Source organism: Micromonospora sp. CA-248089, assembly GCF_050948515.1.
In the GTDB taxonomy this organism is placed as follows: domain Bacteria; phylum Actinomycetota; class Actinomycetes; order Mycobacteriales; family Micromonosporaceae; genus Micromonospora.
In genome coordinates this window covers 2604709-2620436 of the sequence record NZ_CP192016.1, presented here as the reverse complement: position 1 = coordinate 2620436, position 15728 = coordinate 2604709, and the positions used below count along the sequence as shown (strand labels likewise).

Below are 15728 nucleotides of genomic sequence, written 5' to 3'. Positions count from 1 at the left end.
CGCACCCTTCCGTGCCGGCCCTCGGCGACCACCGCCCGATCACCCGCAAGGCCCTCCCCGCGCGGCGAGCGCGACGAGGGCCGCGGCCTGGCCGGGTGGCAGCGGACGGCGGGCGGTGGTCAGTCGGGCGGGGCCATCCGGCGTCGCAGTTCCCGCTTGAGCACCTTGTGGCTCGGCCCGAGCGGCAGGTCGTCGACGTACCGGACCTGCCGCGGGTACTTGTGCCGGCCCAGATGCTCCCGCGACCAGTCGATCATCTCCTGCTCGTCGGGCAGGCCCGGGCCGGCCGGGTCCGCCACCACCACCGCGCAGACCTCCTCGCCGTGACGCGGGTCGGGCACCCCGATCACCGCCACCTGGCCGACCGCCGGGTGCCCGGCAAGGACCTCCTCCACCTCGCGTGGGTAGACGTTGAAGCCGCCCCGGATGATCATGTCCTTCTTCCGGTCGATGATGGTGATGAACCCGTCGGCGTCCTTGCGTCCCAGGTCACCGCTACGGAACCAGCCGTCCACCACCGCCTCCGCGGTCGCCTCGGGCCGCCCCAGGTAACCGGCGAAGACGTTGTGCCCCCGGATGACGATCTCGCCGAGCTCTCCGGTCGGCAGCAGCTCGATCCGCTCGTCCACCTCCGCGCGGGCGATCTCCACCTCCACGCCCCAGACCGGGTGCCCGATGGTCCCGGCGCGGGTGCCGAAGTGCGGCTGGTTGGTGGTGGCGGTGGGTGAGGTCTCGGAGAGCCCGTACCCTTCGAAGACCGTCGTCTGGAAGGCGGCGTGGAACCGTTCCAGCACGGCCACCGGCAGCGACGCCCCGCCGGAGACGCAGAGCCGCAGCCGGGGCAGGTCGTCCCGGTCCCGGGCGGCGTCGAGCAGCGCCACGTACATGGTGGGCACGCCGTGGAAGACGTCCACCCCCTCACGCAGCATCAGGTCGATGGCGGCCGGCCCGGTGAACCGGCTCAGCAGCACCAGCGTCGCGCCGATCCGGAAGGTGCCGTTCATCGCCACCGTCTGGCCGAAGCTGTGGAACAGCGGCAGGCAGCCGAGCACTACGTCCGTCCTGCGCGCGTCGTTGGCGTCGAAGACGTTCACGGTGGCGTTCATGACCAGGTTGAGGTGGGTGAGCACGGCGCCCTTGGGCACTCCGGTGGTGCCGCTGGTGTAGAGCACCACCGCCGGGTCTTCCGCCGACCGGGTGACGTACGACGGCAGCGGTGGCAGCGGGTGGCTCAGCTCCTCCAGGCGGGGCGCGACCGCGCCGGCGACCGCCGGCCCGACGGTCACCAGCGGCACGCCGGCCGCCGCCGCGGCGGCGGCGCCCAGGGCGAGCTGGGAGCTGTGGCACACCAGCAGCTTCGTGCCGCTGTCGGTCAGCACGTGCGCCGCTTCGTCCACTGTCAGCAGCAGGTGCACCGGGACGAGCACCGCGCCGGCGGCGAGGGCCCCGTAGTAGACCCGGGGGAAGTCCACCACGTTCGGGGCCAGCAGGGCCACCTTGTCGCCGGGGCCGACCCCCCACTCGCGCAGCCCGGCGGCGTAGCTGCGCGCCTCCAGCCACAGCTCGGCATACGTCACGCGGGTGTCGCCGTCGACCACCGCGACGGTGTCGGCGTGCCGGCGGGCGGACTCGGCCAGCACCATGGCCAGCGACAGCGCGGTCATCGGGCCACGCCCCGCACCAGGCGGCTGACCGTCTCGGCGACGCAGACCGGCTTGCCGCCGGCGTCGCTCTCCACGGTGGCCGCGGTGACCACCTGCACGCCGCCGTCCACGGGTGACACCTCGGCCAGGGTCGCGGTGGCGCGGACCGCGCTGCCGACCCGGAGCGGGGCCGGGAAGCGCACCCGGTTGAGCCCGTAGTTGACCCCCATGGCCACCCCCTCGATCCGGTAAAGGGCACCGGCCAGCGCCGGCAGCAGGGACAACGTGAGGTAGCCGTGCGCGATGGTGCCGCCGAACGGGCCGGCCGCGGCCCGTTGCGGATCGATGTGGATCCACTGGCGGTCGTCGGTGGCGTCGGCGAACCGGTCGACCCGTTGCTGGTCGATCCGGAACCAGGGGCCGGGGCCCAGGGTCTCGCCGGTCGCCTCGGCCAACTCCTCGATGGACGCGAAGACCCTCATGCCAGGTGCCCTCCCAGCTTCGTGTAGCCGCGCAGCAGGTCGCGGGAGATGATCAGTCGCTGCATCTCGTCGGTGCCCTCGAAGATCCGGTAGAGCCGGACCTGCCGGTACCAGCGTTCGATCGGCAGCTCCCGGGTGTAGCCCATGCCGCCGTGGATCTGCAGGACGCGGTCGACCACCCGATTGACCATGCCCGCGCCGTACAGCTTCGCCATCGAGGAGGCGTGCCGCGGGTCCATGCCCTGCTCGACGGTCCAGGCGGCGCGCAGGATGAGCCAGCGGGCCGCCTCCAGCTCGGTCTCCGAGTCGGCGATCATCCACTGGATGGCCTGGTTGGTGCCGATCTTCGCGCCGAAGGTCTCCCGGGTGTTGGCGTAGTCGATGGCCATCGACAACGCCCGCTCGGCGATGCCGACGGCGTGCGACGGGATGATGTAGCGGCCCTTGCCGATCCACTCCATGCCGAGGCTGAAGCCCTGCCCGGGCTCGCCGAGGATGTTGCGCCCGGGCACCCGGACGTCGTCGAAGACCAGCGAGGCGGGCCCACCCTCGCCCATCGTCTGGATGAACTCCGAGCGCCAGCCCATCGACCGGTCCACCAGGAACGCGGTGGCGCCGCCGTGGCGGGCCCCCTTCTCCCGGTCGGTCACCGCGATCACGATGGCGAAGTCGGCGTCGTGACCGCCGGTGATGAAGGTCTTCTCGCCGTTGAGGATCCAGTCGTCGCCGTCGCGGCGAGCGCTGAGCTTGATGTTGGCCGCGTCGGAGCCGGCGCCGGGCTCGGTGATCGCGAAGCAGCTGCGCCGCTCCCCCTCGATGGTCGGGACCAGGTACTCACGCTTCTGCTCGTCATTGGCGTGGAACAGGATGTTGTCCGCCTCGCCGCCGAACCGGAACGGCACGAACGAGCGGCCGAGTTCGGTCCAGATCAGGGACTGGGTGACGGCCGGCAGGTCCATGCCGCCGTACTCCTCCGGGGTGGCCAGCCCCCAGAACCCGAACTTGCGCGCCTTGAGCTGCAACTCGCGCAGCTCGCTGTGTTCCAGTCCGGGCCGGTGCGCCCGTTCCCGCCGCAGCAGCTCCTGCTCCAGCGGCATGACCTCCTTGGTGATGAAATCGCGGGCGGTGTCGCGGATCGCCCGCTCGGTGTCGGAAAGCGCGAAGTCCATGTCCCCTCCGGGTGCTGGTCCGCCGGCGCGCCTCAGCGCGCGCCGCCGTTGACGTACAGGGTCTGTCCGCTGACGTACGACGCGTCGTCGCTGGCCAGAAAGGCGATCACCGAAGCGATCTCGGTCGGCTGGGCGACCCGGCGCAGCGGGGTGTGCTCGGCGGCCATCCGCTGATGCTCCTCCGGACTGCTGCCGACCCGCTGCGCGGTGGCGGCGGTCATCGCGGTGGCCACGTAGCCCGGGGCGACGGCGTTGACCGTGACGTTGTACGGGCCGAGTTCGATGGCGAGGGTGGCCGTCAGACCCTGCACCCCCGCCTTGGCCGCCGCGTAGTTGACCTGGCCCCGGTTGCCGAGGGCGGAGCGGCTGCTGAGGTTGACGATCCGGCCGTAGCGGGCCGCGACCATGTGCTGTTGGGCGGCCTGGCAGCAGAGGAACATGCTGGTCAGGTTGGTGGTCAGCACCGCCTCCCAGTGTGGCAGGGGCATCTTGAACAGCAGGTCGTCGCGGGTGATGCCGGCGTTGTTCACCAGCACGTGCAACCCGCCGTACGCCTGCACCACCCGGTCGCTCATCGCGGCCACCGCCGCGGGGTCGGTCACGTCGCAGCCGATGCCGACGGCCCGGCCGCCGTTCGCGGTGATCTCGTCGGCGACCGCCCGGCTGCGCTCCTCGTCGAGGTCGACCACGGCGACGGCGGCGCCCTCGGCGGCCAGCCGGTGCGCGGTCGCCGCGCCGATGCCCTGTCCGGCCCCGGTGACGACGGCCACCCGGTCGGCGAATCTGGTCACGGTTCTCCCCTTTGCTAGAAGGCGTTGACGCCGGTGAGCGCGCGCCCGATGAGCAGCTGCTGGATCTGGCTGGTGCCCTCGTAGAGGGTGGCGACCCGGGCGTCGCGCAGGTACTTGCCGACCGGGTACTCGTCGATGTAGCCGTACCCGCCGAAGACCTGGACGGCGTTGTTGGCCGCCCGGACCGCTGCCTCGCTGGCGAAGAGCTTGGCCATCGAGGCCTCGGTGGCGAACGCCTCGCCCCGGTCCACGAGGTCGGCCACCCGCCACACCAGCAGTCGGGCGGCGGCGGTGTCCACGGCGATGGCGGCGAGCAACTGCTGCACCAGCTGGTGCCCGGCGATCGGCTTGCCGAACTGGGTGCGCTGCCCGGCGTAGCCGACCGCCGCGTCGAGGCAGCCCTGGGCGATGCCGACGCAGCCGGCGGCCACCGACATCCGGCCCTTGGCCAGGGTGGCCAGGGCCAGCCGGAAACCGCCGCCGGCCGGGCCGAGGCGCGCCGAGTCGGGCACCCGGACGGCGTCGAAGCGCAGCTCACCGGTTGCCTGCCCGCGCAGCCCGAGCTTGCCGTGGATCTCCCTCCGGGTGAGCCCGGCGACGTTGGTGGGCACCAGGAACGCGCTGATGCCCCGGTGTCCGGGTCCGCCGGTGCGGGCGAAGAGCAGGATCACGTCGGCCACGGTGCCGTTGGTGATGAACGTCTTCGCGCCGGTGATCAGCCAGTCGCCGCCGTCGCGGGTCGCCCGGGTGGTCAGCGCGGCCGCGTCCGACCCGCTGTCCGGTTCGGTCAGGGCGAAGCAGCCGAGCGCGGTGCCGGCGCAGAGCCGGGGCAGCCACTCGGCCCGCTGCGCGGCGGACCCGTACGCGGCGATGGCCTTGGCGACCAGCCCGAGCGACACCGAGACGATGCCCCGGACGGCGGAGTCGCCCCGGCCGAGCTCCTCCAGCACCAGGCAGTAGGAGAGGTGGTCGCCGCCGGATCCGCCGTCTTCCTCGGGGATGGTCAGCCCGAGGAAGCCCAGCCGGCCGAGCTTGTCCACGATCTCCGGGTCGACCGACTCGCGCCGGTCCCAGGCCGCGGCGTGCGGAACCACCTCACGGTCGACGAACTCGGCGGCGAGCTGACGAACCGCCGCCTGCTCCGCGGAGAGCTGAAGGTCCATGCGGCATAAACTAGCGCTGCAAGTTTAAGTACGCCAGACCCGGCTGTGGCAGAGTTGCCGCGGACCGACGAGTGAGCGAGGGAGGCGCGGATGCCCCGGCCGAGGCAGGCGCTGCTCAGCCGGCAACGGATCGTCGATGCCGCCGCCGCGCTGATCGACGCGGACGGGCTGGAGGCGTTCTCCACCCGCCGGCTCGCTGCCGAACTCGGCGTACGCGGGCCCTCGCTCTACAACCACTTCGCCACCAAGGACGACATTCTCGACGCGGTGGCCGACAGCGTCACCGCCCAGGTGGACGTCTCCTTCTTCGGGCGCCTCGACTGGCGCGAGGCGCTGCGCCGGTGGGGGCACTCGTATCGGGCGGCACTGGCCGCGCACCCGAACATCGTGCCGTACCTGGCCCGCGGGCCGGGCCGGCGGCCGGCGGCGCTGGCGATGGCCGACGCGGTCTACGGCGGGCTCGTCGCCGCCGGCTGGCCGCCCGCGCGCGCGACGCACATCGGCGCGCTGATGCGCTACTTCGTGGCGGGCTCCGCGCTCGGATCGTTCGCCCGTGGCTTCGTCGAGGACCCGGGGTTGTACGGGGAGCGGTACCCGCACCTGACCCAGGCGCACCGGCTCGCCGAGCATCAGCAACGGGTGGACGAGGGCGCCTTCGCGCTCGGCCTCGACGCGCTCATCCATGGGCTCTCCCGCACCTACGAGGAGCACATCGGGCCGCTACCGCCCCTCCCGCCAGCCGATTCGGGGCACTAGATTAAGAAGCTTGCAGCGCTAGTTTTCGACCACCGTGAGGGGCGCGGTGGATCTCGCACGAACCGACATCCATCTAGACGGAGCGTTGGTCGCCCCCTCCTGCGGACAGACAATCGCGGTGCACAACCCGGCGACCGAGGAGGTGCTGGCGAGGGTGCCGGCCGGCACGGCGGCCGACGACGAAGAGGCAGCGGTGGCGCAGCGCAGTGCGGAATCCGCGTTCGGCGTCGGCGCTGCCGCGCGCGGAGAGCGCCCGCCGGGACGGGCTGGCGGTGCTGCTCGCCCACTGGTCGAAGACGGCGAGCGCGGCGGTGGCGGCCGATCGCCGGCCCGCGCCGGCGGCTGCCTCGACCAGGTACGGGGTGGCCATCACCTGGATCAGCACCTGCCCTCAGCCGCCGCCGACCTCTTGTTACCAACAGTAATGAGCTAGCGCTTGTCATTCGTTGTCGACAATTGGCGCTGACCTGTGAGGACGGCCCGATGGGATGATCGCCAATTGTCACTGATTGTGCGGCCAGACAGGGGTTTTCGGGGGGTAAATGGGGGGTGCGATCTTGGTCCAGTGTGGGTGATCAACCCGGCGTGACGGGCTGGGCGGGTCACAGCCACTCGTTGATCGCCCCGACGTGGAGTGCGGCCTGGGCGGTCCGGCGGAGTGGGCGGTGAGCGTGGCCCAGCGCCGGACCGGCACGCCGGCTGACCCAGCGCTGCGCCGGCCGGTCGCGCCGAGACCTAATGCACGAGTCGAAGTCGGGTGGTTCTCCAGAGATTTCGAGGTGTCTCAGGGGCGAGACGTCCCCCGCGCAGTCAACCTGACCATGCCGACCCACGCGGCTTGATCGAGACCACGGTGAGTTGCTACCGGCAGCTCTGCGACATCGATGCGGTGTCCGCTTCTGCCGAGAAGAGTGCATGCCTCGGGTGTGCGGATCGTCCTGTCGGTCTGCGGTAATCCGTGCGACCTTGATGGTGAAGATGGGTCGTGCCGGGCGGCCCTGGCCTAGGTGTCCTGCGGACGCGGTTCGGTGGTGGCGCGGTGGTAGCGGCCGGCGAGCGTACGCACGAGTTCGACGAGTTCCGCGGGTTCCGTCACGGTGAAGTCGACGCCGAGCAGGCCGAGGTGGACGGCGAGCGCCTCGATGCTGTCCGCGCCGGTGTCCAGCAGACAGTGGGTGTCGTCGACCGGGGTGATGGTGCCGATGGCGGCGTTGATTTGCTCGATGAGCTGTTCGGCCGGTGCGTGTACGACGACCTGGACCCGGTACCGCCATGCGGCCGACGACACGCCCCGGCGTACCTGGTCGACGGCTTCCTCGGGGAGATCGCGGGGGATGAATCGGGGGCCCGTCGGGGTACGTGGGTGGAGCCGGTCCACCCGGAACGTTCGCCAGTCGGCCCGCTCGACGTCGAACCCGACGAGATACCACCGTCGTCCCCAGTTGACCAGCCGGTACGGTTCCACCTCGCGCCGGCTCTCGGAGCCGTCGTGGCTTCGGTAGCCGAATCGCAGGCGCTCGTGGTCCCGGCAGGCTGCGGCGAGGACACTCAGCCTGTCCGCGTCCACCCGCGGGCCCAGGTCGTCCCGCGGCACCACGACGGCGTACCGCTTGAGGGCGTCAACGCGACGCTGGAGTCGCGCCGGTAGCACCTGCTCCAGCTTGGCCAGCGCGCGCAACGAGGTCTCCTCGACCCCGGTGATCGTGCCCCCGGCGGCAGTGCGCAGCCCGATCGCCACCGCGACCGCTTCCTCGTCGTCGAGCAGCAGCGGCGGCAGCGTGGCCCCGGCGCCGAGTCGGTAGCCGCCCACCGCGCCCCGGCTGCCGTGCACCGGATAGCCGAGGTTCCGCAGGCGGTCCACGTCGTTGCGAACGGTCCGGGTGCTGACCGACAGCCGTTCGGCCAGTTCGGCACCGGTCCACTCGCGGGGTGTCTGGAGTAGCGAGAGCAGGCGCAGCAGCCGCGCCGCGGTTTCCAACATTCTTCGCAGTATGCCAGTTTATTAGGAACGGGTCTTGCCTAATTTCCTCCTATGCTGATGACCATGACGAACGACAGCACGATCGCACCGTTTCGGATCGACATCCCCCAGGCTGAGCTCGACGATCTCCAGCAGCGGCTGGCCCGCACCCGGTGGGCGGAGGAACTGCCCGCGGACGAGTCGGCGCCGGCTGGTCCGGTGCCGCCCGGTTGGGAGTACGGCGTCCCGGTGGGCTACGTGAGGCAACTGGTCGAGCGGTGGCGCACCGGGTACGACTGGCGGGCCTGGGAGGCGAGGCTGAACGCGTACCCGCAGTTCACCACCGAGATCGACGGCCAGAACATCCACTTCCTGCACGTGCGGTCGCCGGAGCCGGACGCGACGCCGCTGATACTGACCCACGGTTGGCCGACCTCGGTGGTCGAGTGGCTGGATGTGATCGGCCCGCTCACCGAGCCACGAACGCACGGCGGCGACCCGGCGGACGCGTTCCACCTGGTCATTCCGTCGGTGCCGGGTTTCGGCTTCTCCGGGTCGACCCGGGAGCGCGGCTGGGACCGGTACCGGGTGGCCCGGGCCTGGGCCGAGCTGATGCAGCGGCTCGGCTACGACCGGTACGGCGCGGCCGGCAACGACGGCGGATCGCTGATTTCGCCCGAGGTGGGCCGGGTCGATCCTGAGCACGTCTGCGGCGTGCACGTGACACAGGTCTTCTCGTTCCCGTCGGGCGACCCCGCCGAACTGGCCGGCCTCTCCGAGGAGGAGCGCGGCAAGCTCGCGTTCGCCGAGTGGTTCACCCAGAACCGGGGCGCGTACGACAAGCTCCAGTCCACCGAGCCGCAGAATCTGGCGCACGCTCTAGCCGACTCCCCGGCCGGCCTGCTGGGCTGGAACGCGCAGCTGCTCGGCGCTTCGCTCGACCCGGATTACGTGCTCACGAACGTGATGATCTACTGGCTGACCAACACAGCCGCCTCAGCCGCCCGGTTCTACTACGAGGACGCGGCGGCGGCCCCCGTACAGCAGAAGTCGAACGGCCGGGGCACCACCGTGCCGAAACCGACCACCGTGCCCCTCGGCCTGGCCAACTTCGCCTGGGACTACCAGTCGATCCGGACGTTCGCCGACCGCGACCACGAAAACATCGTCTCCTGGAACGTCTACGACCGGGGCAGCCACTTCGCCGCCCACGACGCGCCCGATCTGCTCGTCCACGACATCCAGCAGTTCTTCCGCAAGGTTCGCTGATCCGCCGCCGGTTGTAGGCGGACCCCATCAGACCCCCAGTCTTCACACGAAGGGAAACCCTCATGTATCTCGTCTTTGGTGCCACGGCTCAGTTCGGACGTCAGGCAGTAGAAGAGCTGGTCGCCGCGGGTGCGCCGGTACGGGCGCTGACCCGTACCCCGGAACAGGCCGGGCTCCCGGCGGAAGTCGGCGTCGTCCAGGGCGATCTGACCAAGCCCGAGACGCTGCCAGCGGCGCTGGCCGGCGTCCAAGCCGCCTTCCTGGTTCTGCAGTACGGGATGGATGTCGCTCCGCTACTGGCGGCCGCGGGGCGGGCCGGGGTGCGGCGGCTGGTGTTCCTGTCCTCGGGGGCGATCGTCCCGGGCGCCGAGCGGCAGCCCGACGTAATCGCCCAGTACCACCGCGACGTCGAGCAGGCCATCGAGGCATCTGGGATCGAGTGGACGTTCCTGCGGCTACTCTTCCCCGCCATCAACTCGTTGACGTTCGCGATGCAGCTCCAGGGCGGTGACGTCATTCGCGCGCCGTACGCCGAAGCCGCGTTCAGCGCCGCGCACGAGAGGGACGTCGCCGAGGTGGCCGCGCGGATCCTGACCGGCGGCGGGCAAGCGGGGCAGGCCTACGACCTGACCGGCCCCGAGTCGCTGACCCAGGCGCAGCAGGTCCGCATCCTCGGCGAGACGTTGGGGCGCCCGCTCACCGTCGAGGACCTCGACCCGGAGCCCGTGCTGGAGCAGATGAGCCAGTTCATGGACCCCGAGTTCCTGGCGGCGCTGTTCGGTCTCATGGCGCAGGCGGTCGGCAGGCCCGCGCCGGTCAACGACGTCATCGAGCAGATCACCGGGCACCCCGCGCGTACCTACGCTCGGTGGGCCGCAGATCACCGGGCCGACTTCGGCGGCTGATCGACGAGGCAGGGGCGGCATCCGCCGCCCCTGCAATACGATGGAAAGGACGGCACGGTGGCACAGGTGCTGCGGCGACGGGAGCTGGGGCGAGCCCTGCTGGCCCGTCAGATGCTGCTGGAACGGGCCGACGCGACCGCCGAGGAGGCGGTCACCCGGCTGGTCGGCATGCAGGCGCAGGCGCCCTACGCGCCCTACATCGGGCTCTGGAGCAGATTGCGGAAGTTCGGCACTGCCGACCTGAGGGACGCGCTGACCAAGCGCCGCCTGGTGCGGGTCGCGCTGATGCGCAGCACCGTCCACCTGGTCACCACGGCGGACTACCGCTCGTTGCGGCCATGGGCGCAGCCCGCGCTCGACCGTGAGCTGGACACCGCGTTCAAGACGATCCTGACCGGTCTGGACCGTGCGGCCGTGGCGGAGTCGGGCCGGGCACTGCTCGGCGCACGACACCTCACCCCCAAGGAACTCGGCGCGGCGCTGCACGAGCGGTGGCCCGATCGCGAGCCCCGCGCACTCGCCACCGTGGTGCGGAACCTGGTACCGCTGGTGCAGGTGCCGCCACGGGCCGTCTGGGGCGTCGGCGGCACCACCCGGTACGCGACGGCGGCCTGCTGGACCGGAGCCGAGCCCGCCTCCGCCGCCGACTCCGAACACATCGTGCTGCGCTACCTCGCCGCGTTCGGCCCGGCGTCGGTCGCCGACGTGCAGACGTGGGCCGGCCGAACCCGGCTGCGGCCCGTCCTGGAGAGGCTGCGGCCACGGCTGGCGGTCTTCCGCGACGAGCACGGGGTGGAGCTGTTCGACCTCCCGGATGCGCCACGCCCCGACGCCGACGCCCGCGCGCCGGTTCGCTTCCTGCCCGAATACGACAACCTCCTGGCCTCCCATACCGACCGCACCCGCGTGATCTCAGAGGAGGCCCGCAAACGGGTCATGACGCGCAACGGGATGCGCGCCACCTTCCTCGTGGACGGGCAGGTGACGGGCGCCTGGAAGCTCCATCCAGGCAAGGCGTCAGCGACTCTGGAGATCGACCCGTTCCGGCCGCTGACCGCCATCGAGCGCGCCGAGATCGAGGCCGAAGGCGCCCGGCTGCTGGAGTTCGCCGTGCCCGGCGCCGCCCACGACCTCCGCGACGGCACGGCCCCGTCCGTCGGCTCCGAGGACAAGGTGACCGGCGAGGAAACCGGTCAGCAGTGATCGAACCGTGCTCATGCGCGCCTTCCACCGACGCCCGCTCATAGCCGAGCGGGCTGCGCCGCTGGCACCTTTGTTCGATGGTCACGTGCTCTGCACGGCGGCCCACGAGCTGAGCCACTGCCCCTCTCACCCTGAGGTGAGTCGGAGTAGGTGGTTGTCACCGATGCGAATCCGGTTGTCTGACCATGCTGACCGTCCCTACAGGGCCGCGTCCTCAACGCCGTCGGATTGACGATTCGCATGCCGCAGGTCGAGGCAGACCTCGAGCACGCCGCTTTCGCCGCTGGTCAACCGCGCGCCAGCCGCCCCCAACCCGGCTGCTCGGACAGACAGCGACCAGTTCGCTTGCAACCGAGTGCGCTGACGGTGCCAGCTAAGGGGCTTTTACCGATGCCGAGGTGCCGCCAGTGGCGGAAGCCTTGTGTCGAGACGAAAGGATCCGCGATGCCCATCCGATGTGCCATCGAAGTCGACGAACCGAAGCTCGCCTACAGCGAGCTCCGCGCCGTCAACGCCTCCTCCACGCCGGCGGTCATCGAGGGCCACCGGACGGCGTCGGTAGGCACGGTGCGCGTGTTCGGCAGGAGCCCCACAGACCGGAGCGCGGTGCGTCCTTCCGCACGGAGGCTCGGCTACCGAGCAGATCGTCGACGCATCGTGGCCGGGGAGCGGCCAGCACGGACGCCATCAATATCTGGAAAGGACGCCGAATGATTCGACAAATCCATGACAGAACCGGAGCACTCGTAACGGTAAGGCTCAATCAAACCCTCCCGATCGGCACCTACACCATCAGCCTCGCCGAGGGATCACCGCTCGGTCGGGCCGACTTCGTCGACTCTCCCGGGGTGGATGGTGAGAGAGTCGTTTTTCACACCGAAGTAGACCAAAAGTTCCTTGGACGGGGCCTGGCCGGGCTGCTGGTCCGCGAAGTGCTCGCGGACAGCATTCGCACGGGTGTCACAGTCGTTCCGGTGTGCCCGCTGTTCGCTGGCCATCTACGAAGGCATGGTGCCGAGTTCGTCGCGGATGGGGGCAAGTTCCGTGCGCCGACACCTACCGACATGGCGCTCGTCAGGCGCGCCACGAAGTCCCGCGTCTCTTCTCCGCTACGAGCGTTCAGAGAGGATCACCAATGACCGCGCACACGATCAGCGAGCAGCGGACCAGACCGTGTGCCGCCCGGAAGCCCGACCCGCGCCCGCCCACCGACCCGGTCGCCATCGGGGAGCCCAAGCGGCATCTCCGCGACCGCACCTGGGACGTCCAGACGCCGTGCCGTCTCCAGGAGTTGCGGCTGGCCATCTTCGACGCCAACAGTTCACTGCTGCAGGCCCTGGGCCGTTCGCCGACGGTGGCCGACGTCGCCGTCCACCTCAGCATCACCGAGGAGGAGGTCCTGGAGGGCCTGGAGGGCGCCCGCGCGTACGACGCGGTGTCCACCTCAACCGGCCACGGCGACCGGGCCACCGAGTCGGATGACATGCTCAGCGGTGCGGACAGCGAGTTCGAGCTGTCCGAACTGCGGGTCGCCTTGGGCCCTGCGCTGGCCACGCTCACCGAATGCGAGCAGCGGATCCTCACCCTACGCTTCTACGGCAACCTGACCCAGTCGCAGATCGCCGAGCAGATCGGCGTGCCCCAGCCGCACGTGTCCCGGCTGCTGGCCCGGGCGCTGACCAAGCTGCGCGGGCAGTTGGACGGCACGTACTAGGTGCTGGGGACGGGCCGGGAATATCAGTCGCCCCTCCAGAGGTTCAGAGCTAGCGTGATCGCCATGTTCGGCACCATCGGCTCTGTGCGGCCCGCAGGTTTCCACCTGCCGGCTGCCGCCGACGTGTGCGCATGGCTGGCTGATACCCGAGGCTGACCCTCCTCCCGCTCCGGCAGAACCACGGAGGAGGGTGGCCCGGTGATCCGGCGCGCTGGTGAGCGCGCCGTGACATGCGGTTCTGGCGCGGTTCTTCGCGGAGTGGCATCCGCCCGCGTTCGTCGTCCGCCAAATCGTCTCCAATGTGGAGCTCATCATGGCCAAGAGCCAATTCGTGCGCGCGAAGCCGCACCTCAACATCGGCACGATGGGTCACGTCGACCACGGCAAGACGACCCTGACGGCCGCCATCACCAAGGTCCTCGCCGACCGCGACCCCGCCGTCAACCGGTTCGTGTCCTTCGACGGCATCGACCGGGCGCCGGAGGAAGCGGCGCGCGGCATCACCATCAACATCGCCCATGTCGAGTACGAGACCGAGACCCGGCACTACGCCCATGTGGACATGCCCGGCCACGCCGACTTCGTCAAGAACATGATCACGGGAGTGGCGCAGGTCGATGGCGCGATCCTGGTTGTCTCCGCGCTTGACGGGGCGATGCCGCAGACCCGCGAGCACGTGCTGCTCGCTCAGCGGGTCGGCGTGCCCTACCTGGTGGTGGCGATGAACAAGGCCGACGCCGTCGAAGACCCGGAACTTCTCGACCTGGTTGAACTCGAGATACGGGAGTTGGTGTCCGAGTACGGGTTCCCCGGCGACGAGGTGCCCGTCGTACGGGTGTCAGCGCTGCGGGCCCTCGAGGGCGACCCACGCTGGGTTTCCTCCGTCATGGAGCTGCTCGACGCGGTCGACCGGTACGTCCCGGTGCCACCCCGCGAACTCGGCGAGCCGTTCCTCATGCCGATCGAGAACGTGCTGACGATCTCCGGACGGGGGACGGTGGTGACCGGCGCTGTCGAGCGTGGCGTGCTCCGTGTCGGCGACCCGGTCGAGGTGGTCGGTCTCAGCCCTACGCTGTCCACTGTGGCAACCGGGCTGGAAACGTTCGGCAAGTCGCTGGCGACCGCCGAGGCCGGGGACAACGCCGCCGTGCTGCTGCGCGGGGTCAAGCGCGACCAGGTGCAGCGGGGCCAGGTGGTAGCACTGCCGGGCAGCGTCACGCCGCACCAGCGGTTCCGGGCCAGGCTCTATGCGCTGACCACCGCCGAGGGCGGGCGCCACACGCCGTTTCTCGCCAACTACCGGCCGCAGTTCTACTTCCGCACCACCGACGTGGTCGGGTCGGTAGACCTCGGTGATCTGACGATGGTCCTGCCCGGTGACACCGTCGACCTGTCGGTGGAGCTTGGCAGGCCGATCGCGATGGATGTCGGGCTCGGCTTCGCCGTCCGGGAGGGCGGCCGTACCGTGGCCGCCGGCACCGTGACCGAACTACTCGACTGAGCTACGTGGCAGGGCCCCTTGCCGGCAAGGGGCCCTGCCACGTACGGCCTTGCTCAGGTGCGCTGGCCGAGCCCTCCGTAGGACCGACTCCGTGGCACTCCGCACGCCGTACCCCGACCTTCGGTTTCCGTGTCCCCCGCAACTCGGAAACCTGGACGGGGTACGGCGTGCGCTGTTGATCAGGGTCGAAACCCTCCCACGAGAACGTCACGAGGGCCATCTTCGGCTACCCGCGAGCTGCGGCCCTCGAGAGCGCGGACGCGGATCGAACGGCCGCCGAGGGCGGTGTTCGCGTGGGGCCGCTGCGCCGGGTGCGCACCCAGACCACCAAGGCGGTGATGACGACAACCGCGCTGGGAACGAGGACCCCGATCGTCGCGGCGCCCGCTGCGCGATCCGTCACGACTTTGGCGATATCGGTGCGCAGCGCAGCATCGAACACGAAGGACAGGGTGTTGTACCCCGCGTGTAGCACCACTGCGATCTCGATACCCCCGCTGCGCCAGGTGATGAGCGTGAGCCCGATGCCGAAGATCAGGTACCAGAGATTCAGCCAGATGTCGGTCGACAGGTGGACGACCGCGAAGGCGACGCTGGAAACCAGCACACCGACGGCGAGGCCCGCCCGCGCTCCGCGCGTCCAGCCACCGGCGACGCGGAAGATGAGCCCACGGAACCCGTATTCCTCACCCGCGGCCTGCAGGGGCGTGAGCAGGAGCGTGGCGAGGAGTATCCACAGGACGTCGGTGTAACTCCATTCGGTCTGCGGCAACGGCACCCAGTAGTGGAACGCCATGACGGCAACCCACGCGGGGGTGATCAGAAGCAGCGCGCGCCCGAAGACGTCGAACCGGAACCGCGAGATCACCGAGTGCAGCGACGGGCCTCTCACGCCGTAGAGCCACCGCTGGATGAGCATGCTCCACGGGATGATCAGTGCGACGGAAACCATGCCGGCGGTGTGCATCAGAGGCGTCCACTCAGTGCGGCCGTCGGTGTCGACGGCGGCATCCACGAACGCCGCCATCAGGCTGAGTGCGACGCCGGACAGCGTCATCCCGCCGATCAGAAGCACGATCGCGAGAATCCCACGACCGATACGACGTCTCTCCCCGGCCAGCACCCTGTGGTACTCGACACCGGGCGGAACGGTGTGCGTTTGCTCAGTCATG

The 15728-nt window shown here is 70.3% G+C and carries 14 protein-coding genes and 1 pseudogene; 7 read left to right on the top strand and 8 right to left on the bottom strand.

The features are described from left to right. Positions 1-119 precede the first annotated feature (119 nt). The 5 genes from ACQP26_RS12475 to ACQP26_RS12455 are packed head-to-tail and all read right to left on the bottom strand — an operon-like array spanning position 120 to position 5248. A complete protein-coding gene (locus tag ACQP26_RS12475; RefSeq protein WP_433495795.1) occupies positions 120-1664 on the bottom strand; it encodes a long-chain-fatty-acid--CoA ligase in 1545 nt (514 codons plus the stop codon). Continuing rightward, positions 1661-2125 (bottom strand): MaoC family dehydratase, encoded by a 465-nt coding sequence (locus ACQP26_RS12470; protein ID WP_433495794.1) that lies wholly within the window; start codon positions 2123-2125, stop codon positions 1661-1663. The genes ACQP26_RS12475 and ACQP26_RS12470 overlap by 4 nt, the downstream gene beginning before the upstream one ends. After that, positions 2122-3294, bottom strand: coding sequence for an acyl-CoA dehydrogenase family protein (locus tag ACQP26_RS12465; protein WP_433495793.1), 1173 nt, complete (start codon positions 3292-3294; stop codon positions 2122-2124). Before ACQP26_RS12465 ends, ACQP26_RS12470 begins: the two co-directional genes overlap by 4 nt. Before the next feature lie 32 nt (positions 3295-3326). Beyond that, complete coding sequence (locus tag ACQP26_RS12460; protein ID WP_433495792.1) at positions 3327-4085, bottom strand: SDR family NAD(P)-dependent oxidoreductase; 759 nt, start codon at positions 4083-4085, stop codon at positions 3327-3329. A gap of 14 nt (positions 4086-4099) precedes the next feature. After that, a complete protein-coding gene (locus tag ACQP26_RS12455; protein WP_433495791.1) occupies positions 4100-5248 on the bottom strand; it encodes an acyl-CoA dehydrogenase family protein in 1149 nt (382 codons plus the stop codon). Between the two features lie 90 nt (positions 5249-5338). Between ACQP26_RS12455 and ACQP26_RS12450 the strand changes: the two genes are divergently transcribed. Beyond that, positions 5339-6004 carry a TetR/AcrR family transcriptional regulator gene (locus ACQP26_RS12450; protein WP_433495790.1) on the top strand — a complete coding sequence of 222 codons (666 nt, stop codon included), beginning with the start codon at positions 5339-5341 and terminating at the stop codon, positions 6002-6004. A gap of 73 nt (positions 6005-6077) precedes the next feature. On the opposite strand, the gene ACQP26_RS12445 is transcribed toward ACQP26_RS12450, so the two are convergent. Both ACQP26_RS12445 and ACQP26_RS12440 read right to left on the bottom strand, forming a co-directional pair. Further along, on the bottom strand, positions 6078-6389 hold the full coding sequence (locus ACQP26_RS12445) for a hypothetical protein (RefSeq protein WP_433495789.1): 312 nt from the start codon (positions 6387-6389) through the stop codon (positions 6078-6080). 618 nt (positions 6390-7007) lie between these two features. After that, positions 7008-7985: a helix-turn-helix transcriptional regulator gene (locus tag ACQP26_RS12440; protein WP_433495788.1), complete on the bottom strand. Its 978-nt coding sequence runs from the start codon at positions 7983-7985 to the stop codon at positions 7008-7010. A gap of 63 nt (positions 7986-8048) precedes the next feature. On the opposite strand from ACQP26_RS12440, the gene ACQP26_RS12435 reads away from it, so the two are divergent. The 6 genes and pseudogenes from ACQP26_RS12435 (at position 8049) to tuf (ending at position 14556) form a co-directional block, all read left to right on the top strand. After that, positions 8049-9233, top strand: a complete 1185-nt coding sequence (locus tag ACQP26_RS12435; RefSeq protein ID WP_350816846.1) for an epoxide hydrolase family protein — start codon at positions 8049-8051, stop codon at positions 9231-9233. Between the two features lie 62 nt (positions 9234-9295). Further along, positions 9296-10138, top strand: a complete 843-nt coding sequence (locus ACQP26_RS12430) for an NAD(P)H-binding protein (RefSeq protein ID WP_433495787.1) — start codon at positions 9296-9298, stop codon at positions 10136-10138. A gap of 57 nt (positions 10139-10195) precedes the next feature. Further along, the gene (locus ACQP26_RS12425; protein WP_433495786.1) at positions 10196-11341 is read left to right on the top strand and encodes a winged helix DNA-binding domain-containing protein; all 1146 of its coding nucleotides are present in this window, start codon (positions 10196-10198) and stop codon (positions 11339-11341) included. A 710-nt stretch (positions 11342-12051) separates the two neighbouring features. Beyond that, a complete protein-coding gene (locus tag ACQP26_RS12420) occupies positions 12052-12480 on the top strand; it encodes a GNAT family N-acetyltransferase (protein WP_433495785.1) in 429 nt (142 codons plus the stop codon). A 74-nt stretch (positions 12481-12554) separates the two neighbouring features. Next, positions 12555-13055, top strand: a pseudogene (locus ACQP26_RS12415) (sigma-70 family RNA polymerase sigma factor); the annotation flags it as partial. Positions 13056-13368: 313 nt separating this feature from the next. Then, positions 13369-14556: an elongation factor Tu gene (tuf, locus tag ACQP26_RS12410; protein WP_433495784.1), complete on the top strand. Its 1188-nt coding sequence runs from the start codon at positions 13369-13371 to the stop codon at positions 14554-14556. A gap of 226 nt (positions 14557-14782) precedes the next feature. On the opposite strand, the gene ACQP26_RS12405 is transcribed toward tuf, so the two are convergent. Continuing rightward, on the bottom strand, positions 14783-15727 hold the full coding sequence (locus ACQP26_RS12405) for a lysostaphin resistance A-like protein (RefSeq protein ID WP_433495783.1): 945 nt from the start codon (positions 15725-15727) through the stop codon (positions 14783-14785). Position 15728 lies beyond the last annotated feature (1 nt).

What these genes read in the sequence shown, in the direction of transcription:
- ACQP26_RS12450 (WP_433495790.1), top strand. Translation starts at nt 5,339, where the DNA reads ATGCCCCGGCCGAGGCAGGCGCTGCTCAGCCGGCAACGGATCGTCGAT.
- ACQP26_RS12440 (WP_433495788.1), bottom strand. Translation starts at nt 7,985, where the DNA reads ATGTTGGAAACCGCGGCGCGGCTGCTGCGCCTGCTCTCGCTACTCCAG.
- ACQP26_RS12430 (WP_433495787.1), top strand. Translation starts at nt 9,296, where the DNA reads ATGTATCTCGTCTTTGGTGCCACGGCTCAGTTCGGACGTCAGGCAGTA.
- ACQP26_RS12475 (WP_433495795.1), bottom strand. Translation starts at nt 1,664, where the DNA reads ATGACCGCGCTGTCGCTGGCCATGGTGCTGGCCGAGTCCGCCCGCCGG.
- ACQP26_RS12435 (WP_350816846.1), top strand. Translation starts at nt 8,049, where the DNA reads ATGACGAACGACAGCACGATCGCACCGTTTCGGATCGACATCCCCCAG.
- ACQP26_RS12420 (WP_433495785.1), top strand. Translation starts at nt 12,052, where the DNA reads ATGATTCGACAAATCCATGACAGAACCGGAGCACTCGTAACGGTAAGG.
- tuf (WP_433495784.1), top strand. Translation starts at nt 13,369, where the DNA reads ATGGCCAAGAGCCAATTCGTGCGCGCGAAGCCGCACCTCAACATCGGC.
- ACQP26_RS12455 (WP_433495791.1), bottom strand. Translation starts at nt 5,248, where the DNA reads ATGGACCTTCAGCTCTCCGCGGAGCAGGCGGCGGTTCGTCAGCTCGCC.
- ACQP26_RS12405 (WP_433495783.1), bottom strand. Translation starts at nt 15,727, where the DNA reads ATGACTGAGCAAACGCACACCGTTCCGCCCGGTGTCGAGTACCACAGG.
- ACQP26_RS12465 (WP_433495793.1), bottom strand. Translation starts at nt 3,294, where the DNA reads ATGGACTTCGCGCTTTCCGACACCGAGCGGGCGATCCGCGACACCGCC.
- ACQP26_RS12470 (WP_433495794.1), bottom strand. Translation starts at nt 2,125, where the DNA reads ATGAGGGTCTTCGCGTCCATCGAGGAGTTGGCCGAGGCGACCGGCGAG.